At 55.3% G+C, this 18,650-nt stretch carries 18 protein-coding genes; 15 read left to right on the top strand and 3 right to left on the bottom strand.

The features are described 5' to 3' along the window. Positions 1-345 precede the first annotated feature (345 nt). From yjbE to ubiA, 7 genes are all read left to right on the top strand, one after another. The gene (yjbE, locus tag AC1UKS_RS20730) at positions 346-594 is read left to right on the top strand and encodes an exopolysaccharide production protein YjbE (RefSeq protein WP_041691859.1); all 249 of its coding nucleotides are present in this window, start codon (positions 346-348) and stop codon (positions 592-594) included. A gap of 79 nt (positions 595-673) precedes the next feature. Beyond that, the gene (locus AC1UKS_RS20725; RefSeq protein ID WP_482435088.1) at positions 674-1,321 is read left to right on the top strand and encodes a YjbF family lipoprotein; all 648 of its coding nucleotides are present in this window, start codon (positions 674-676) and stop codon (positions 1,319-1,321) included. Continuing rightward, on the top strand, positions 1,318-2,073 hold the full coding sequence (locus tag AC1UKS_RS20720) for a capsule biosynthesis GfcC D2 domain-containing protein (RefSeq protein WP_482435087.1): 756 nt from the start codon (positions 1,318-1,320) through the stop codon (positions 2,071-2,073). Before AC1UKS_RS20725 ends, AC1UKS_RS20720 begins: the two co-directional genes overlap by 4 nt. Continuing rightward, entirely contained in the window at positions 2,073-4,169 is a 2,097-nt protein-coding gene (locus tag AC1UKS_RS20715; RefSeq protein ID WP_265911617.1) for a YjbH domain-containing protein, read from the top strand. Before AC1UKS_RS20720 ends, AC1UKS_RS20715 begins: the two co-directional genes overlap by 1 nt. A gap of 153 nt (positions 4,170-4,322) precedes the next feature. Then, positions 4,323-4,721, top strand: a complete 399-nt coding sequence (gene psiE / locus AC1UKS_RS20710; protein ID WP_013200341.1) for a phosphate-starvation-inducible protein PsiE — start codon at positions 4,323-4,325, stop codon at positions 4,719-4,721. Between the two features lie 139 nt (positions 4,722-4,860). Next, positions 4,861-5,388 (top strand): chorismate lyase, encoded by a 528-nt coding sequence (gene ubiC, locus AC1UKS_RS20705; RefSeq protein WP_265911616.1) that lies wholly within the window; start codon positions 4,861-4,863, stop codon positions 5,386-5,388. Between the two features lies 1 nt (position 5,389). Next, positions 5,390-6,274 (top strand): 4-hydroxybenzoate octaprenyltransferase, encoded by an 885-nt coding sequence (gene ubiA, locus AC1UKS_RS20700; RefSeq protein ID WP_265911646.1) that lies wholly within the window; start codon positions 5,390-5,392, stop codon positions 6,272-6,274. Between the two features lie 60 nt (positions 6,275-6,334). Here ubiA and plsB read toward each other — a convergent pair whose 3' ends face one another. After that, positions 6,335-8,758 (bottom strand): glycerol-3-phosphate 1-O-acyltransferase PlsB, encoded by a 2,424-nt coding sequence (gene plsB, locus AC1UKS_RS20695; protein ID WP_013200344.1) that lies wholly within the window; start codon positions 8,756-8,758, stop codon positions 6,335-6,337. Between the two features lie 128 nt (positions 8,759-8,886). Here plsB and AC1UKS_RS20690 point away from each other — a divergent pair, with 128 nt between their 5' ends. The 4 genes from AC1UKS_RS20690 to AC1UKS_RS20675 all read left to right on the top strand — a co-directional run bounded on the left by AC1UKS_RS20690 (position 8,887) and on the right by AC1UKS_RS20675 (position 11,863). Beyond that, positions 8,887-9,246, top strand: coding sequence for a diacylglycerol kinase (locus AC1UKS_RS20690; RefSeq protein ID WP_013200345.1), 360 nt, complete (start codon positions 8,887-8,889; stop codon positions 9,244-9,246). Between the two features lie 116 nt (positions 9,247-9,362). Beyond that, positions 9,363-9,971, top strand: a complete 609-nt coding sequence (lexA, locus tag AC1UKS_RS20685) for a transcriptional repressor LexA (RefSeq protein WP_265911615.1) — start codon at positions 9,363-9,365, stop codon at positions 9,969-9,971. A gap of 119 nt (positions 9,972-10,090) precedes the next feature. Continuing rightward, complete coding sequence (gene dinF / locus AC1UKS_RS20680) at positions 10,091-11,413, top strand: MATE family efflux transporter DinF (RefSeq protein WP_482435085.1); 1,323 nt, start codon at positions 10,091-10,093, stop codon at positions 11,411-11,413. Positions 11,414-11,653: 240 nt separating this feature from the next. Next, complete coding sequence (locus AC1UKS_RS20675; protein ID WP_013200348.1) at positions 11,654-11,863, top strand: CsbD family protein; 210 nt, start codon at positions 11,654-11,656, stop codon at positions 11,861-11,863. A gap of 118 nt (positions 11,864-11,981) precedes the next feature. Here AC1UKS_RS20675 and zur read toward each other — a convergent pair whose 3' ends face one another. Continuing rightward, positions 11,982-12,497 (bottom strand): zinc uptake transcriptional repressor Zur, encoded by a 516-nt coding sequence (zur, locus tag AC1UKS_RS20670; protein WP_013200349.1) that lies wholly within the window; start codon positions 12,495-12,497, stop codon positions 11,982-11,984. A 476-nt stretch (positions 12,498-12,973) separates the two neighbouring features. Here zur and AC1UKS_RS20665 point away from each other — a divergent pair, with 476 nt between their 5' ends. From AC1UKS_RS20665 to pspG, 3 genes are all read left to right on the top strand, one after another. Then, positions 12,974-14,215 (top strand): conjugal transfer protein TraF, encoded by a 1,242-nt coding sequence (locus AC1UKS_RS20665; protein WP_482435084.1) that lies wholly within the window; start codon positions 12,974-12,976, stop codon positions 14,213-14,215. 206 nt (positions 14,216-14,421) lie between these two features. Then, positions 14,422-15,417 (top strand): tRNA dihydrouridine(20/20a) synthase DusA, encoded by a 996-nt coding sequence (dusA, locus tag AC1UKS_RS20660; protein WP_106381949.1) that lies wholly within the window; start codon positions 14,422-14,424, stop codon positions 15,415-15,417. Positions 15,418-15,628: 211 nt separating this feature from the next. Then, positions 15,629-15,859 carry an envelope stress response protein PspG gene (pspG, locus tag AC1UKS_RS20655; protein WP_265911612.1) on the top strand — a complete coding sequence of 77 codons (231 nt, stop codon included), beginning with the start codon at positions 15,629-15,631 and terminating at the stop codon, positions 15,857-15,859. 249 nt (positions 15,860-16,108) lie between these two features. Here pspG and AC1UKS_RS20650 read toward each other — a convergent pair whose 3' ends face one another. Continuing rightward, entirely contained in the window at positions 16,109-17,089 is a 981-nt protein-coding gene (locus tag AC1UKS_RS20650) for an NADPH:quinone reductase (RefSeq protein WP_482435082.1), read from the bottom strand. Between the two features lie 95 nt (positions 17,090-17,184). On the opposite strand from AC1UKS_RS20650, the gene dnaB reads away from it, so the two are divergent. Beyond that, positions 17,185-18,600 carry a replicative DNA helicase gene (dnaB, locus tag AC1UKS_RS20645; protein WP_013200354.1) on the top strand — a complete coding sequence of 472 codons (1,416 nt, stop codon included), beginning with the start codon at positions 17,185-17,187 and terminating at the stop codon, positions 18,598-18,600. Positions 18,601-18,650 lie beyond the last annotated feature (50 nt).

Here is an 18,650-nt window from a genome sequence, read left to right as displayed (position 1 = left end):
ATAACGGCAATTAACAGCCCTTAACGCCAGTTAACTTATTGAAAATAAATCCTTTAATTCATTAAAAGCGCCCCGACGCGCCTTTGCCAGTGAATTCGCCATGCTAAAGGCTATTGTCAGCGAATGGCACTAACAAGCAGGGTTAAATCAGTCATAAATGCCAATATATTGAATTAATTAGTCAAATGTTGCCTTGAGCAGCCGAAACGTGCTTATTTTAGACATTAGAAATCGCCCGCTGAATCGAAGGCGACCCCCCTCAATTCTGGTCATTTATTGCCTTATACTGAACGCGCCTGAAACCCTTCAGGTGAAGTATCCATTCATTTAATGAAGGGAAATGTTATGAAAAAAGTCTTATGTGCTGCTGCAGCCATAGTGTACTTAGCAAGTGCTTCAGCCGCGTTCGCTGCGCCTGAAGAAGCTGGCGCCGCGGCGGGTGCCTCAGCGGGAACCCTTTCCGCAGGAACCACCACTGCGGTGGGTATCGGTGCGCTTGGCGCACTGGTAGGTGTTGCCCTGGCAGCATCGAGTGGCGGAAACGGTTCTAATACCGGCACCACCACCACGACCACCACCAGTACCACGCGTTAAGTGCGGTAAATTACTCATAACCACACGTTCGTGTGGTTATTTTTCGACATTGTCAGACTTTGTTCAGGGACACACACAGGTGCGCTACCTACCACTGCTGCTTTTATGCCTGCTTCTCCAGGCCTGTACACAAACACAAAAAGGGCTGGGAGAGACGGTAAAACTCGCTCTGCTCGGGCCGGACGATGTTCAGGTCTCGAATGAGCAAATAGAAAGTCTGCCTTATGCCAGCATGTACCTGCGCGTGAATAACGGGCAGCAGATCTTCGTGGTGCTGGGCTTCGATGAAAACGGTCAACAAAAATGGATCACCCGCGACCAGTCGATGGTGGTGACTCAGCATGGCCGCGTGGTGAAAACCCTCGGGTTAAGTGACAACCTGCTGGAGGTGAACAACCTGCAACAGGATCCGCTGACCGCACCGCTGTCGTTGACCGAAGGCGCAAGCTGGACCCGTACGCTGAGCTGGACGGAAGCCGGTAAATTCCGCTCGGCAACGGCGACCTCACGCTTCAACCGCCTGAAAGATCAGGTGCTGACGCTTGCCGGTAACAACGTCGCCTGCCGCGTCTGGCAGGAAGAGGTTGAGCTGCCTGCCGAGGGAAAATCCTGGACTAACACCTTCTGGATTGATACCACCACCGGCCAGGTTCGCCAGTCACAGCAAACGCTGGGGGGCGACTATTTCCCTCTCGAAACCACCATCCTGAAGCCTGCGAAATCATGAAAAAAATAACCCTCCTTCTCGCAGGAATATCAGCCTGCGTTTCGCTCAACGTGTCTGCAGAAAGCCAGGTGACGGTCTATTCCCCTGGCCAGACGCAGACCGCGATTGTCAGCCATGCACAGAACCTGGCGCAGTTGGTCAGCAGCCCGGCACTGATGGATAAAACCTGGTGGCCGGGAACGGTGATTGCCGAAAAACTGGCCACCGCGGCGGCGATTCAGCAGCAGCAGCAGGTGCTGGCGCGGCTGAAAGCCTGGAGCAATCAACTTCACGCCGAGGGTGACGGCGATCGGGCCGCAGTGGTGGATAACGTCTGGCAGCAGGTGTCGGCAGTGAAAGTCACTGGCCGTCAACTGGCCAATCTCGATCCGGACTGGGTGCGGATGCGTCCGGCACAGAATCGCCGTCTGGAAGGGGATTACAGCGTTTATACGCTGCTAAAACCGACCAGCATTACGCTGGCCGGGGTGCTGGCCAACAGCGGTAAAACCCCGTGGGCACCGGGCCGCAGCGTGGTGGATTATTTGCAGGATCATGAGCGTTTGTCAGGGGGCGAACGTAACTTCGTGGTGCTGATTGCGCCGAACGGCGAAGTGAGTGAAGTGCCTGTCGCTTACTGGAATCGCCGCCACGTGGAGCCCGAAGTGGGCAGCATTCTGTACCGTGGCTTTTCCTCATGGACGTTGCCTGGCGACGATGAAGACCTTAACCAGCAGATTGTTTCTGTTCTGACGCACCGGATCCCTGACTGATGAAAAAAACCTATCTTCTCAGCCTGATAGCTGTTTCCGTTGCCTGTGCCTGCCAGGTCCAGGCGGCGACGTATCCCGATCCGGTAGGGCCTTCGCAGTCAGATTTTGGCGGCGTCGGTCTGTTACAGGTTCCCACTGCGCGTATGGCAAAAGACGGCGAATTCAGCCTGAACTATCGCTATAACGATCAGTATCGTTTCTACTCCTCCTCGGTGCAGCTGTTCCCGTGGCTGGAAGCGACCATCCGCTATACCGACGTGAAAACCCGCGAATACAGTGCGGTTGAGAGCTTCAGTGGCACCCAGACCTACAAAGACAAAGCCTTCGATTTGAAAGCCCGTCTCTGGCAGGAAGGCTACTGGCTGCCTGAAGTCTCGGTCGGGGCGCGTGACCTTGGCGGTACCGGCCTGTTCGACAGTGAATACCTGGTCGGCACCAAGGCCTGGGGACCGTTTGATTTCACCCTGGGTCTCGGCTTCGGCTACCTCGGCAACAGCGGCACGGTGAAGAACCCGTTCTGTGAAGCCGACAGTAGCTACTGCTATCGCTCAGGCACAAGCGGCACCGCCGGTTCGGTCAGCGGCAAAGACATGTTCAAAGGCCCTGCGGCCATCTTTGGTGGGGTGGAGTATCAGACGCCGTGGCAGCCGCTGCGACTGAAAGCAGAATACGAAGGGAATGATTACCAGGACGACTTTGCCGGCAAGATTGAGCAGAAAAGCAAAGTTAACGTCGGCGCCATTTACCGTATTACCGACTGGGCGGATGTGAACGTCAGCTATGAGCGCGGCAATACCTTTATGGCCGGCTTTACGCTGCGTACCAACTTCAACGATCTGCACACCGCATCGATCGATTCGGCGAAACCAGCCTATCAGCCGCGTCCGCAGGGCGAATTCCTTGAGCAGACCACCGTTGCTGGCCAGCTGACCGACCTGAAATACAATGCCGGTCTGGATGCGCCAAACATTCAGGTACAGGGCAATACGATGTATGCCACTGGCCAGCAGAGCAAGTACCGCAATACCCAGGAAGGCGTCGATCGTGCCAACGTGATCCTGATGAACAACCTGCCAGCCAATATTGATACGCTGAAAGTGACCGAAACCCGCAGCCGTATGCCGCAGGTGACCACGGAAACTAACGTCGCCAGCCTGCGTCAGCAGCTTGAAGGCTATCCGCTGGGCAAAGAGCAGCCGCTGGATCAGAAACGCGTGGAGCCGGTCGATCCGGGTCATACCGAGCAGGGTTATTACATCGATGCCGATGACTTTAACTACAGCCTGGCACCGGTACTGAATCAGTCCGTCGGTGGACCGGAAAGCTTCTACCTGTATCAGGTTGGCGTGATGGCGAACGCTAATTACTGGCTGACAAAGCACCTGTTGATTGACGGCAGCGTGTTTGGCAACCTGGCGAATAACTACGACAAATTCAACTATAACGGTGCACCGAGCGATTCCTCATTGCCGCGCGTGCGTACCCATATTCGCGACTATGTTGAAAACAACGTCTACGTTAACAACCTGCAAGCAAACTACATGCATGCGCTGGGCAATGGCTTCTACGGCCAGGTTTACGGCGGATATCTGGAAACCATGTACGGCGGAGTTGGTGGCGAAGTGCTGTACCGTCCGCTGGATTCTGACTGGGCGTTTGGTGTTGATGCCAACTACGTGAAGCAGCGTGACTGGGACAACATGATGCAGTTTACCGATTACAACGCGAAGGTCGGTAACCTGACGGCTTACTGGCGTCCGTCGTTCTTCAACAACCAGGTGTTGGTGAAGGCGAGCGTAGGTCAGTATCTGGCAGAAGATAAAGGGGCGACGATTGATGTCTCCCGCCAGTTCGACAGCGGCGTGATCGTTGGCGCTTATGCCACCAAAACCAACGTGTCGGCCGAAGAGTATGGCGAAGGCGACTTCACCAAAGGCTTCTATATCTCGATTCCGATGGATCTGTTCACCGCCTCACCAACCCGTGGCCGTGCACAGGTTAACTGGACGCCGCTGACGCGTGATGGCGGTCAGATGCTGGGCCGTAAGTACCAACTGTATGATATGACCACCGACCGCGATATCGATTTCCGCTAAAAATAGCCGCGACACCGCCTCCGCATAGGGGCGGCGGTGTCGCCCGCTTATCTCTCCGGCATCAAGCAAAACTTGTGAACCCGCTCACACTAAAGCATATTGTCACTGTCAGGATTATCCTGACGGATAACAGTGACTTTTGAGGGTTTTTGCATGATTACCGCGACGCGTATTGCCTGGTTGTTACAGATGGTGCTGAATATAGGGCTGATCGTCCTGGCCGCTATTCTGGCGATCTTTCTTGGCAAGGAGACCTTCCATCTGGCCAACGTGTTGCTGAACACCGGCGAACAGACGTCTTCTTATCTGTTGATCGATGGCATAGTGATCTACTTCCTTTACTTCGAGTTTATTGCCTTAATAGTCAAATACTTCCAGTCGGGCTATCACTTCCCGCTGCGCTATTTCGTCTATATCGGCATTACGGCGATCATCCGGTTGATCATTGTCGATCACAAAAACCCGGTGGATACGCTGGCCTACTCCATTGCCATACTGATCCTGGTGGTCACGCTGTGGCTGGCCAACAGTAACCGGCTGAAACGCGAATAAGATGTTGGCGCGCCGTCCCAGGCGCGCCAACCTCTTACTTTACCGACCTGAAATCCGCACTATTTCCTCCAGCAATCTGTGTTCTCTCCCAGCCTCTGCGTTACACTGTGGCACCAAAATTTTTGCCCGGAGAAGCCGAATGGCTGATAACGCGCTGGTGCAATTGCGCGCCCTCGACTGGCTGCCAGCCTCATCACCCTTGCTTTCAGCCCCGCTGCTGGACTGGTTGATGGAAGAAGACTCCATGACCCAACGTTTTGAGCGCCATTGTCAGCAAGTGACGGTAAAAGTGGTGCAGGAAGGTTTTATTGCCGCAGAAGAGGTCGGTGACGACGTGGCGTTGTTGCCGCAAGAGTCCCGCTACTGGCTGCGTGAAATTCTGCTGTGCGGCGATGGCGAACCCTGGCTTGCCGGGCGGACCATCGTACCGGAATCTACCCTGAACGGGCCTGAGCAGATGTTGCAGCAGCTTGGCACGCGCCCGCTGGGCCGTTACCTGTTTGCCTCTTCCACGCTGACGCGCGATTTTATCGAGCCAGGCAAGAGTGGCGAGCTGTGGGGACGTCGCTCTTTGCTGCGCCTTTCCGGCAAGCCGTTATTGCTGACCGAGCTGTTTTTACCGTCTGCACCGCTGTATGCCTCGCTAACCGGTGCCGGAGATGAGTAACGTGGAGAGAAGTCTGCCAATGAGTAAATTCCGGGCCTACAGCCGCCTTATGCGTATTGATAAGCCGATTGGCTCGCTGTTGCTGATGTGGCCGACCTTCTGGGCGCTGTGGTTGGCGGGAATGCAGATCCCGCCGCTGAATATCCTGATTGTCTTTGTGCTGGGGGTCTTTTTCATGCGTGCCGCTGGCTGCGTGGTCAACGACTTTGCCGACCGTAAGATTGATGGTCATGTAAAGCGCACCCAATCGCGCCCATTGCCGAGCGGCGCGGTGACCTCAAAAGAGGCCAAGCTGCTGTTTGCCGGACTGGTGCTGGTGTCGTTCTGTCTGGTTCTGACCATGAACGCGATGACCATCTGGCTGTCGTTTGGTGGGCTGGCGCTGGCGTGGGTCTATCCCTTTATGAAGCGCTACACCCATCTGCCGCAGGTGGTGCTGGGCGCGGCATTTGGCTGGGCTATCCCGATGGGTTGGGCGGCAGTCAGTGAAACCGTGCCGCTGACCTGCTGGCTGCTGTTCGCCGCGAATATTTGCTGGACGGTGGCTTATGACACGCTGTATGCCATGGTCGATCGCGATGATGACCTGAAGATTGGCGTCAAATCCACCGCCATTCTGTTTGGTCGTTTCGATAAGCTGATCGTGGGTTTGTTGCAGCTGGCGACGCTGGTACTGATGACGGTGATTGGCTGGCGGATGCAGCTTGGCGGCGCATTTTACTGGTCCATTCTGGTGGCTGGCGCGCTGTTCGTGCATCAGCAGAAGCTGATCTCAGCCCGCGAACGCGATCCCTGTTTCCAGGCTTTCCTGAACAACAACTACGTTGGTTTGGTGTTGTTCCTGGGGATTGCCCTCAGCACGGCGCCATTCTCTGGCTGGCTCTGAGTCATGCCAATAAAAAAGGGTCGATGATTGCTCATCGACCCTTTTTTTATGCCCTGACGCTTACTCGTGCGGTCCCGCACTTTCAATCGTCATTCGCACTTCCTGAGTGATCAGGTCAGCCAGCATCTGATAGACCCTGTGCGTCTGTTCTACCTGCGCATCGCCGGTATCACTGATATAGCCTTCATCACGCAGGGTCAGCACCAGTGAAGAGAACACCGCTTTGTCGAAGAACTCCGGCGAGTTGATGCCGTGCAGTACCGACAGGCGCTGAGCCATGGTCCGGCTCTCTTTTTCCAGCGTCCCGCGGTTGATCGACGGATTCGCGCTGAGGATAGAGAAGGTGATGGCATAACGCTGCAGCGTTTCACGCACACCCGCCGCCAGCAGTTGCAGCGTTGGGAAGCGTGCCGGGCTCAGACGCAGCGTCTGATCATCGGCCGTCAGCAGCCCCTGACGCGCCATCTCGCTCACCAGCGAATCCAGCACGGCGGGCAGATCTTCTTTATTCCAGTGCAGGAACAGCTCGCTCTTCAGCATCGGATAAATCACGCTGATCTGACGCAGCAGCTCGGCCCGGCTCAATTCGCGGTAATGCGACAGGATCACCGCGATCAGCGACGGCATCACCAGCATATGGTGAACGTTGTTGCGATAGTAGGTCATCAGCACGGCCTGCTCGCGCGGCAGTACGATGATTTCGCCGATGTTATCCTGCTCAATATCGAACTTGTTCATGCTTAACGCATGGTTCAGCAGCGCTTCTGGCGTCATGTCCGGCACGGTCGAGTCCGGCGAATACGGCACGTTACGCAGCAACTGAACGTAGCACGCCAACTGCTCGGTCAACTGTTCACGGGTCAGCGAGCGCTGGCGCGATGCGAGCAGGGCGGTAACACACAGGTTCATGGCATTGGCCGCACCGGCGTTGTTGATACGCACCATCACGCGCTGCGCGATGTCATTAACCGCAGGCGTCAGCCAGGCTGGGCGCTGAGCTTCGATGGGGTCGATGGCATCACGCCACTCCGGCACATGCTTGTTCAGGTAGGTCACCAGCGGCAGCGGCTCGCCGAAGTTCACATAACCCTGGCCGAGGTTACGCAGCTTGCGCAGTCCGCGCACCATCTGCATAAAGCCTTCTTTTTCTTTGGTCGCGCCACGCAACTCTTTAGCGTAGGTTCCCACTTCCATCACGTGCTCATAACCGATATAGATCGGCACCAGCGTGATAGGGCGGTTACCGCCGCGCAGCATCGCCTGAATAGTCATCGACAGCGTGCCGGTTTTCGGGTCAAGCAGACGACCAGTACGGGAACGACCGCCTTCGACAAAGTATTCTACCGAGTAACCCCGGGTGAACAGCTCGCCAAGATATTCACGGAATACCGTTGAGTAGAGCTTGTTACCCTTGAAGGTACGGCGGATAAAGAATGCGCCCAGACGGCGGAAAATCGGGCCCGCTGGCCAGAAGTTCAGGTTGATACCGGCGGCAATGTGCGGTGGCACCAGGCCCTGGTGATACAGCACATAAGAGAGCAGCAGGTAGTCCATATGGCTGCGGTGGCAGGGCACGTAGACGATCTCGTGGCCGTCTTGCGCCAGCTGACGCACGCGCTCGCCGCCGTTGACGTTGATGCCCTGATACAGCTTGCTCCACGTCCAGCCCATGATGCGGTCCGTCAGACGGATGGCTTCATAAGAGAAGTCGGCGGCGATCTCTTCCATCAGCTCAACGGCGTTCTGCTGGGCTTTTTCATGGGAGATTTTCTTGCTGCGCGCTTCGTCTTCCACTGCTTTAGCGATAGCTTTGGACTGCAGCAGTTTATTGAACAGATCCTGACGCACCGGCAAACGCGGGCCAATGGCCGCCAGGCGCTGACGGGCAAAGTGCATGCGTGCCACGCGCGCCAGTTTTTGCGCAATGATTTTGTCGGTGCCGTGTTCCGTTGCCATACGGCGCAGGGAAACCATCGGTGAGAAGCGGACAAAGCTGTCGCGGCCTAACCACAGCACGGCAAAGAATTTTTGGATGCCATTCAATACGCGCAGATGAGGCTGATCGTCGCCCTGCACTTCGCGGCCTGGTGCACGGCCAAACATCACGGATACCGGCACCATCTGCACGTCCAGCAGCGGGTTGCTGCGGTGCAAATCGAGGTATTCGTGGAACAGTTTTACCGATTCGACGTTAGGCACGAAATAGGGGAATACGCGTGGGCCGTCATGGATAAACACATGACGTGGCAAAACCGTACCGTCGATTTCCAGCGGATCTAAAGGATCGGGCAGATCCTGTTTACGGCATTGCTCACGCAACGCCAGCAGATCGGCCTTTGAATCATAAGGCAGCACATACATAATAGGGCGCGATGTATCCAGCGCCAGCTCGGAAACCGGCTCGGCGGGAATCGCTTTACTTTTTACCAGGAATTTTACTGGTAAATTCAATAAGTTATAATATAAGTTACGCCAACCTGACATAGATACCATGAAGCCTCTTGTTAGCAAAGCGCCGCAAGCATACCAGAAAGCGCCAGTGAGATCTGTGGTGTTGCAAAATGTGCGCCACCCAGACATTGACGTTAAACATCTCAAAGGGTTCCCTGATTATGGCAAATAACGTCACCGGATTGACTCGCATCATTAATGCAGCCGGTTATTCGTGGAAAGGAATACGCGCCGCCTGGCAAAACGAAGCGGCTTTTCGCCAGGAAGCGGTGGCCGGCATTGTCGCGGTGATTGTGGCGTGCTGGCTGGATGTGGACGCCGTCACCCGGGTGCTGCTGATTGGGTCGGTGATGTTGGTGATCATTGTTGAAATCCTTAACAGCGCGCTGGAAGCGGTGGTCGACCGCATTGGCAGCGAGATGCATCCTTTATCGGGTCGCGCCAAAGATATGGGCTCCGCTGCCGTCTTGCTGACGATATTACTCGCTGTTTTCGTCTGGGTAATGCTGCTAATTCCCTGATTACGGCGCGTTTTCCATAATCTGACAAACTGCTGTTTTTTCCGCATCTTTAGGTTTTCAACGCACAAATACCTGTATATACTCACAGCTGACTGTATAAACAACCAGGGGGCGGGATGAAAGCACTAACTGCAAGGCAGCAGCAGGTCTATGACCTGATACGCGACCACATTAACCAGACCGGCATGCCACCGACGCGGGCAGAAATCGCTGCACAGCTCGGTTTCCGTTCCCCGAATGCGGCTGAAGAGCATCTCAAAGCGCTGGCACGTAAAGGCGTGATCGAGATTGTTTCCGGCGCCTCTCGCGGTATCCGTCTGATGATGGAAGAAGAGGAAGGGTTGCCGCTGATTGGCCGTGTCGCCGCAGGTGAACCTTTGCTGGCGCAAGAGCACATTGAAGGCCACTACAAGGTGGATCCTGAACTGTTCAAGCCGGGCGCCGACTTCCTGCTGCGTGTTAGCGGCATGTCGATGAAAGATATCGGGATTATGGACGGCGATCTGTTAGCTGTGCACAAGACTCAGGATGTGCGTAACGGCCAGGTCGTGGTAGCGCGCATTGACGATGAGGTGACGGTAAAGCGCCTTAAAAAGCAGGGCAATATCGTGCATCTGCTGCCTGAAAACGGCGAATTCCAACCGATCGTGGTCGATCTGCGCTTGCAGACCCTGTCGATTGAAGGTCTGGCCGTCGGTGTAATCCGCAACGGCAACTGGCTGTAAACGCCTGACCTTAACGCGCTGCTTTCGCGGCGCGTTTCTCTTTTGGTAAGCTGTATGCCTTATTGACTGGCATATTCAGCTTGCGTGATGCTTTTAAGCCAGTCGCACAGTGGATGACCATGCGATTATTTTCTCCCTCAGATAACCAACTCTGGCGGCTGGCGCTGCCAATGATCCTGTCGAATATCTCCGTGCCCTTGCTGGGCCTGGTGGATACCGCGGTCATTGGTCACCTTGACAGTCCTTCCTACCTCGGCGGCGTTGCCGTGGGCACTACCGCGACCAGCTTCCTGTTTATGCTGCTGCTGTTCCTGCGGATGAGCACCACCGGATTAACGGCGCAGGCCTTTGGTGCGGGTGATAAACCTGCGCTGGCACGTGCACTGATGCAACCGCTATTGATTGCCCTGGCGGCTGGCCTGCTGTTCATTCTGCTGAAATCCCCGCTTAACCACCTGGCGCTCTCTGTCGTGGGTGGCGATCCTGCCGTGCTGCATCAGGCCACCCTGTTCATGAATATCCGCTGGTTAAGTGCACCTGCGACGCTTGCCAACCTGGTATTACTGGGCTGGCTGCTGGGCGTACAGTATGCCCGTGCACCGGTGATCCTGCTGGTTGTGGGAAACCTGGTCAACATCGTGCTGGATCTGTGGTTCGTGATGGGGCTGGGCTGGGGCGTACAGGGTGCGGCGGCGGCCACGGCGATTGCAGAATACGTCACGCTGGCGATTGGGCTGGTGATGGTCTGGCGGGTGCTGAAACTGCGGGGCATTTCGCTGCCGATGCTGAAAACCGCCTGGCAGGGCAATTTCGGCCGGCTGCTGCGGCTGAATCGCGACATTATGTTGCGCTCTTTACTGCTGCAACTGTGCTTTGTTTCGTTGACGATATTGGGGGCGCGGCTGGGCAGTGAGGTCGTCGCCGTCAACGCCGTATTGCTGATGTTCCTGACCTTCACCGCTTACGCGCTGGACGGCTTTGCCTATGCGGTAGAAGCCTGCTCCGGCGAAGCCTATGGGGCAAAGGACGCAAAAAGGTTGCTGCTGATTTGGCACGCGGCCTGCCGTCAGGCAGGACTGGTGGCGCTGGCCTTCTCGATTATCTATGGACTGACCGGCACGCATATTGTTGCCTTACTGACCTCCATCCCTGAGCTGCAGCAGCAGGCTGACACCTATCTGTTCTGGCAGATTGTCCTGCCGGTCTGCGGGGTCTGGTGTTATCTGCTGGATGGCATGTTTATTGGTGCTACGCGCGCCAGTGAAATGCGCAATGGCATGCTGATTGCGGCACTGGGCTACGGCGCGACGCTGTTCACCGTGCCGGCGTTAGGCAACCATGGTCTGTGGCTGGCCGTTACCGTGTTCCTGCTGCTGCGTGGGCTGACGTTGTGGCTCATCTGGCGCAGGCACTGGCGCAACAACAGTTGGTTTGCGGGCTGAAATAATTCGTTACACCCACCTGCCGCTTCGTTATCTGCTGATCTCCCTGCCTTTTTTCACTTTTCGCTGTCACTTTTAGCTAAAAATGTGGCTTTATCTTTCGCCATTACGGGCAAACTCGCCATCATCTACTACAATTATCTGTACGTTAAGCAGTTAAGCAGCGTTTTATGTTGCTGCTGTGTGGTCTGCAAAGACGAAATCCCTAAAGCTGTGAACCTAAGGTTGAGGAGTTATAAGATGAACAAAGACGAAGCCAGCGGTAACTGGAAACAGTTGAAAGGTAAATTTAAAGAAAAATGGGGCAAGCTGACTGATGACGATCTGACCGTCGTCGAAGGTAAACGCGATCAGCTTGTAGGCAAGATTCAGGAACGCTACGGATATGGCAAAGAGCAAGCAGAGAAGGAACTCGGTGAGTGGGAAACCCACAATAACCACCGTTTCTGATTTGCAGCAAAATCTCTGACAGGATTCTGGACGATGCTCCTACCCCGGCACAAGGACAGTGCCACTTAATTCCCCGGCACTTCACCTTCATTACTTCAGCATTCACTGCGATGATGCTCTACTTGCCACGCTTCTTGCTGGCGACAGTATGATCGTGCTGGCATGCATCCTGATGCGTACAAGCTTCCACTTCGACACAACCCCGGCACAACCCATGAGCTTCGATAACACTGTTAGCCAGTGCGAATCCCGAAGTCAGGGCCAGCATTTTCAAAATGTTTTCCACCCCTTCAGCCTGTTGCTCTGCAACCGACCCGCAGCGATCGCAAATCAGCATCGCAGAAGTATGGGAAGGTTGTTCGAAATGATGGCAGACCACGTAGCTGTTGGTGGACTCAACGCGGTGCACAAATCCCTGTTCGAGCAGAAAATCCAGCGCGCGATAAACCGTTGGCGGCTTCGCCTGAGGCTCGCTTGCCCGCAGCAGATCCAGCAGGTCATAGGCGCTGATTGCCCCATGGTGCTGGCTCATCAGCCGCAATACTTCCATACGCTGAGGCGTCAGTCTGACGTTACGTTGCTGGCACAGGGCTTCAGCCTGCGACAGGATTTTTTCAGGACTGCTTACGTTCATAACTTTCCCCTCAGGTCAGATCGGTTTGTTATGTTATCACGTCCACCGAAAATCGCCGAATCCCGCCTTAACGCGTCAATCCGCCGGCTGTTACCGTTTAACAGACTGAAAAAACTCTTAAAATGAGTGGTATTTCCCTCAAGAGAAAACGGTTAGCGATACTGATTGGTTAAAGAGTTTCAAACCGTGCCATAAAATTTCTATAAAACTCTATTAATGTAATTTGCAGGCTGTAACGTTACTGACTACCTTTTTACTGGGCGTTACAGCGATCCTGGCCTTAAATGACGGGATCAAAATGCTTATTGATTAGCCTGATAACAGATAAACAAACAGCCAATGAGCAGATAAGCCCCACCATTGTTACTTACTTCACAGCAATGAAATGTTGCCTTTGTGTCCATTATTCAGGCAGCAGAAATCTTCACGCCTGAACGGGCGTTTTTCCTCTTTTGTCACGGTGGGTTCTAGGTAAAATGGCGAAATTAATCCGTAAGTTGAACAGTTTTTCCCGTCCTGCAGTTTTTCCCATAGTGTTTCTGGCCCCCCTTAGCGCGTTAGCCGCTGGCAACTATTACGATGCCCGTAATGACGCCATGGGTGGGACGGGTGTGGCTTCCTCTACTTACGGCACGGCGGTGCTGGCTAACCCCGCGTTAATGACTAAAGCAAAACCGGATGACACGGTCAGCGTGATCTTTCCGGCTGCCGGTCTGCAGGTGACGGATAAAAATAATCTGGTGGATAAAGTTGATGACCTGACCGACAGCGTCGATCGCTATCAGGACATTGCCAACAACATCACCAGCTTTGCGGATTACCCAAAAGTGCAGGCGGCGGCTGGCGATTTGGCCAGTCAGCTGCGCGGTATCAAGGGGAATCAGGCCCACGGCACGGCGGGCGCGGCGTTTGCGGTAACCATTCCCAATGAAACGCTGCCATTTGCTTTCGTGACCAAGGCCTACGGCACCGCGCACGTTACGGCAGATGTCACCCAAAGCGATATTGATTATCTTCAGGGCGTCGCCGATGGCACCGTATTCCCACTGCCGGGCGATCAGAGCAAGCTGACATCGGCTGGCCTCGGACGTGGCGCGATTGTTTATGATTACGGTGTGGCGGTTGCGCACGAGTTCAACATCGCAGGCCATCCGGTTTCCTTTGGCGTCACGCCAAAGCTGCAGAAAACCTACCTGTATAACTACAGCGCCTCGGTTTATAACTACGACAAATCAGATTTCACCAACGGTCGTTACAAAAACACCAACAGCGGCTTCAACCTTGATGCCGGTGCCGCCACCGATATTGGCGACAACTGGACGCTGGGTCTGAGCGCGCAGAACCTTATTTCGCGCGATATCGATACCAAAGAAGTGAACGGCTACAAAGATACCTACCAGATCAGCCCAATCGTCACGCCTGGTGTGTCTTTCCATACTGAGCGACTGACGGCTGCGCTGGACGTTGACGTAACGCCAACCAAAGGCTTCAAAACGCAGGAAGAAAGTCAGTATGCGGGTGTGGGTGCCGAGTACCGCCTGCTGAGCTGGTTACAGCTGCGTGCCGGTTACCGTGCCGACATGAAGTCTAACGATACCAACGTCTACACCGCCGGTTTTGGCCTGTCACCGTTTGGCAAGGTGCACCTGGATCTGGCCGGTATGAAAGGCGACGACAGAACCTGGGGTGCAGTTGCCCAGCTGAACTTCACCTTCTGATCCCCGGGCTACCTCAGCCTGAAGGGTTAACAACAGGGCGGGATCCTCTTCCGCCCTGTATTCCGTCTCCCCGTCACAGCGGTTAACTGCGGCAATGCCCGCGATAATGCGTTGGCCCGCGTGCTGAAGGTGTGTCTCCGCCGACAGGCGTGTTATCATTGCGCACATTATCGTCATTTGTTAATCACACCGAGTTTGCGCGCTTTATGACCCAGATTTTACCTGCACACCGTTTTTCCGTTGCCCCGATGCTTGACTGGACCGACCGTCATTGCCGTTATTTCCTGCGTCAGTTAACGCGCCATTCCCTGCTGTACACCGAGATGGTTACTACCGGTGCCATTGTGCACGGCAAAGGCGATTATCTGGCGTGGAACCAGGCAGAACAGCCTGTTGCCCTGCAGCTGGGCGGCTATGACGCTGCGGCGCTGGCCGAATGCGCGAAGCAGGCGGAAGCGCGAGGCTATAACGAAATCAATCTGAACGTCGGCTGTCCGTCGGATCGTGTGCAGAATGGCCGCTTCGGTGCCTGCCTGATGGGCGAACCGGCGCTGGTCGCCGATGGCATTAAAGCGATGCGCGACCAGGTGTCGATCCCGGTGACGGTGAAAACCCGCATCGGCATTGATGAGCAGGACAGCTATGAATTCCTCTGTGAGTTTATCCGTCAGGTGTCAGAGCAGGGCGGCTGCGACAGCTTTATCATTCATGCCCGCAAGGCATGGCTGTCGGGGCTGAGCCCGAAAGAGAACCGCGAGATCCCGCCACTGGATTACGAACGCGTCTACCAACTGAAGCGTGATTTCCCGCATCTGACGATGTCGATCAATGGCGGCATTAAGTCACTGGACGAAGCCAAAGTGCATTTGCAGCACGTCGATGGCGTGATGATGGGCCGTGAGGCGTATCAGAACCCTGGGCTGCTGGCGCAGGTCGATCGCGAACTGTTTGGGAGCGAGTTACCCGCCCCGGACCCGGTGGCGGTGGTGCGTGCCATGTATCCGTACATTGAGGCTGAACTGGCGAACGGCACCTATCTTGGCCACATCACGCGGCATATGTTGGGCCTGTTCCAGGGCATTCCGGGCGCGCGCCAGTGGCGACGTCACCTGAGCGAGAACGCCCATAAGCCGGGAGCCAATATCGAAACGGTTGAGCAGGCGTTGGCGCTGGTGGCGGATAAAATCCCGGCCGCGGTTTAAGCTTCAGAATCAGGATCAACGCACAGGTCAGGCCGCGACGGTGTGAACTGTGCGATTATCGTCACCGCTTCACCAATTAGTCATCAATTTCACCAGGTGCACTTTACCACTCATTATTCCATTCCAATCAATTCAATGGCTTAATCGATCGCCAACCCTGGCACGCTTCTTGTAATAGTCCTGTAGGAATCTATTCTCTGGAGCGAACCTGATGGAAATCTTATTTGTGCTTGGCTTCTTTGTCATGCTGCTGCTGACCGGCATCTCCGTGCTCGGCATTATCGCCGCGCTGGTCGTGGCTACCGTGGTTATGTTCTTTGGCGGCATGTTGGCGATTGTTATAAAATTGTTGCCTTGGCTGGCATTGGCGGTGGTGGCGGTATGGATTTATCGCGCCTGTAAAAAACCGAACTCGAAAGTGGACCGTTGGTTATCCCGGTAATATCAACGTGTTAGTCGGTAAATTACCGTAAAGAATGCGCACTGGATCACAAGATGGCATATTGCATAGACGAATCAGCAATTAAACATATTATTTACTTATGAATTCTGCCAGGATGTTTCCACTGAATTGACACGAATTCATCGCTCTGACCCTACAACCAGCGCGAACTAAAAAAAAGAAAAAAGGGGCTTCCTACGGGAAGCCCTGTTTGCATCTGGCGATCGGGAAATTTACCGCCACCGGCGATCAGGGGATCAGCAGGCTTGAGCCTTGCGTAGCCCGACTCTCCAGCGTTTTGTGCGCCTGCTGCGCATCCTTCAAGGCAAACTTCTGCTGCTCCGGCACATCGACATTAATCGCTCCGCTGCCAATCAGCGAAAACAGCTCATTGCTGGCGCTGGTTAACGCATCGCGGTTGGTGACGTAGCCATTCAGGGAAGGGCGGGTGACGTATAACGAGCCTTTCTGGTTGAGGATCGCCAGATTCACGCCGCTGACCGGGCCGGACGAGTTACCAAAGCTGACCATCAATCCCCGCCGTTGCAGAGAGTCCAGCGACGCTTCCCAGGTATCTTTGCCGACCGAATCGTAAACCACCCGCACCTTCTTGCCGTCGGTTAACTCGCTGACGCGTTTGGCGATGTCTTCTTCGCGGTAGTTAATGGTCGCCCAGGCGCCGGCCTGTTTCGCACGCTGCGCTTTTTCAGCCGAACCCACCGTACCGATCAGATGTGCGCCCAAGGCTTTCGCCCACTGGCAGGCAATCAGACCGACGCCGCCCGCCGCGGCCTGGAACAGGAAAATCTCGCCCGGTTGTACCACATAGGTCTGGCGCAGCAGATAGTGAACCGTCAGCCCTTTCAGGAACGAGGCGGCGGCCTGCTCAAAGGAGATGTTGTCCGGAATTAACGCCAGCTTATCGACATGCACCGCATGGAACTCGCTGTAGGCCCCCAACGCCGACTGCGCATAGACCACGCGATCGCCCGGCTTAACCGCCGTCACGCCGTCCCCCACGCTCTTCACCACGCCAGCCGCTTCCGTGCCCAGGCCAGAAGGCAATGACGCCGGGTACAGGCCGGTCCGCATATAGGTATCGATGTAGTTAATGCCGATCGCTTTATTCTCTACCACCACTTCCCCGGCCGCGGGTTCTGGCATCGCGACATCAATCAGTTGCATCACTTCCGGTCCGCCATGCTGGCTGATTTGTATACGTTTTGGCATGCTCACTCCTGTTGATTCCGCTGTATTGAGGGAGGACGACAGCATCCCAAACGGGTATACTTGCCCGTCCCCACACTCTTCGGTATTGCATCACTATGGCAGGAAATAAACCCACCAACAAATCCAACGAAAACCGTGAACCGCGCGACCGGCAGATGGAAGGGCTGAAGTTGCCGCCCCATTCTCTCGAAGCGGAACAGTCCGTGTTGGGCGGGTTAATGCTGGATAACGAACGCTGGGATAACGTCTCCGAACGCGTGGTCGCGCTGGACTTCTTCAGCCGCCCGCACCGGATGATCTTCAGCGAAATGCAGCGCCTGCTGGAACTGGGCAAACCCATCGATTTGATCACCCTGTCTGAATCGCTGGAAACCAAAAACGAGCTGAATCTGGTCGGTGGATTTGCCTATCTGGCCGAGCTGTCAAAAAACACGCCAAGTGCGGCGAACATCGGCGCCTATGCGGATATCGTGCGCGAACGTGCGGTGGTACGTGAGATGATCTCGGTGGCGAATGAAATTGCCGATGCGGGTTACGATCCGCAGGGACGCACCAGCGAAGATCTGCTCGATCTGGCGGAATCCCGCGTGTTCCAGATCGCCGAAAGCCGTGCCAATAAAGATACCGGCCCGAAGAGTGTCGATCAGATCCTTGAGGCGACGATCGCCAGGATCGAATCGCTGTATCAGACGCCGCACGATGGTGTGACCGGCGTGGATACCGGCTATCAGGATCTGAACAAGAAGACCGCCGGTCTGCAGCGTTCGGATCTGATTATCGTCGCGGCGCGTCCGGCGATGGGTAAAACCACCTTCGCCATGAACCTGTGTGAAAACGCCGCGATGCTGCAGGACAAACCGGTGCTGATTTTCAGTCTGGAGATGCCCGGCGAACAGATCATGATGCGTATGCTGGCGTCACTTTCCCGCGTCGATCAAACCCGTATCCGTACCGGCCAGCTCGATGATGAGGATTGGGCGCGTATCTCCAGCACCATGGGCATTCTGCTGGAGAAAAAGAACATGTTTATCGATGACTCCTCGGGCCTGACGCCGACGGAAGTCCGCTCCCGTGCACGCCGTATCTTCCGCGAACACGGCGGCCTGAGCATGATCATGATCGATTACCTTCAGCTGATGCGCGTGCCGTCGCTTTCTGACAACCGTACGTTAGAAATTGCCGAAATCTCCCGTTCCCTCAAGGCGCTGGCGAAAGAGCTTCAGGTGCCGGTGGTGGCGCTGTCGCAGCTTAACCGCTCCCTGGAGCAGCGTGCCGATAAGCGCCCGGTCAACTCCGACCTGCGTGAATCAGGCTCCATCGAGCAGGATGCCGACTTAATCATGTTTATCTACCGTGATGAGGTCTACCACGAAAACAGCGATCAGAAAGGCATTGCGGAAATCATTCTGGGTAAACAGCGTAACGGCCCGATCGGCACGGTGCGCCTGACCTTTAACGGTCAGTGGTCGCGTTTTGATAACTATGCTGGCCCGCAATACGACGACGAATAACCCGTCATGCACGAAATGTGCATCGCCTGGCCTATCCATCAGAAAATAGT

This window comes from Erwinia sp. AK-PDG3-5, from assembly GCF_056821705.1.
This window is presented reverse-complemented; position numbering and strand designations above follow the sequence as displayed.

What these genes read in the sequence shown, in the direction of transcription:
- dnaB (WP_013200354.1), top strand. Translation starts at nt 17,185, where the DNA reads ATGGCAGGAAATAAACCCACCAACAAATCCAACGAAAACCGTGAACCG.
- plsB (WP_013200344.1), bottom strand. Translation starts at nt 8,758, where the DNA reads ATGTCAGGTTGGCGTAACTTATATTATAACTTATTGAATTTACCAGTA.
- psiE (WP_013200341.1), top strand. Translation starts at nt 4,323, where the DNA reads ATGATTACCGCGACGCGTATTGCCTGGTTGTTACAGATGGTGCTGAAT.
- dinF (WP_482435085.1), top strand. Translation starts at nt 10,091, where the DNA reads ATGCGATTATTTTCTCCCTCAGATAACCAACTCTGGCGGCTGGCGCTG.
- AC1UKS_RS20665 (WP_482435084.1), top strand. Translation starts at nt 12,974, where the DNA reads ATGGCGAAATTAATCCGTAAGTTGAACAGTTTTTCCCGTCCTGCAGTT.
- AC1UKS_RS20675 (WP_013200348.1), top strand. Translation starts at nt 11,654, where the DNA reads ATGAACAAAGACGAAGCCAGCGGTAACTGGAAACAGTTGAAAGGTAAA.
- yjbE (WP_041691859.1), top strand. Translation starts at nt 346, where the DNA reads ATGAAAAAAGTCTTATGTGCTGCTGCAGCCATAGTGTACTTAGCAAGT.
- AC1UKS_RS20650 (WP_482435082.1), bottom strand. Translation starts at nt 17,089, where the DNA reads ATGCCAAAACGTATACAAATCAGCCAGCATGGCGGACCGGAAGTGATG.
- AC1UKS_RS20720 (WP_482435087.1), top strand. Translation starts at nt 1,318, where the DNA reads ATGAAAAAAATAACCCTCCTTCTCGCAGGAATATCAGCCTGCGTTTCG.
- AC1UKS_RS20715 (WP_265911617.1), top strand. Translation starts at nt 2,073, where the DNA reads ATGAAAAAAACCTATCTTCTCAGCCTGATAGCTGTTTCCGTTGCCTGT.
- pspG (WP_265911612.1), top strand. Translation starts at nt 15,629, where the DNA reads ATGGAAATCTTATTTGTGCTTGGCTTCTTTGTCATGCTGCTGCTGACC.
- zur (WP_013200349.1), bottom strand. Translation starts at nt 12,497, where the DNA reads ATGAACGTAAGCAGTCCTGAAAAAATCCTGTCGCAGGCTGAAGCCCTG.
- dusA (WP_106381949.1), top strand. Translation starts at nt 14,422, where the DNA reads ATGACCCAGATTTTACCTGCACACCGTTTTTCCGTTGCCCCGATGCTT.
- AC1UKS_RS20690 (WP_013200345.1), top strand. Translation starts at nt 8,887, where the DNA reads ATGGCAAATAACGTCACCGGATTGACTCGCATCATTAATGCAGCCGGT.
- lexA (WP_265911615.1), top strand. Translation starts at nt 9,363, where the DNA reads ATGAAAGCACTAACTGCAAGGCAGCAGCAGGTCTATGACCTGATACGC.
- ubiC (WP_265911616.1), top strand. Translation starts at nt 4,861, where the DNA reads ATGGCTGATAACGCGCTGGTGCAATTGCGCGCCCTCGACTGGCTGCCA.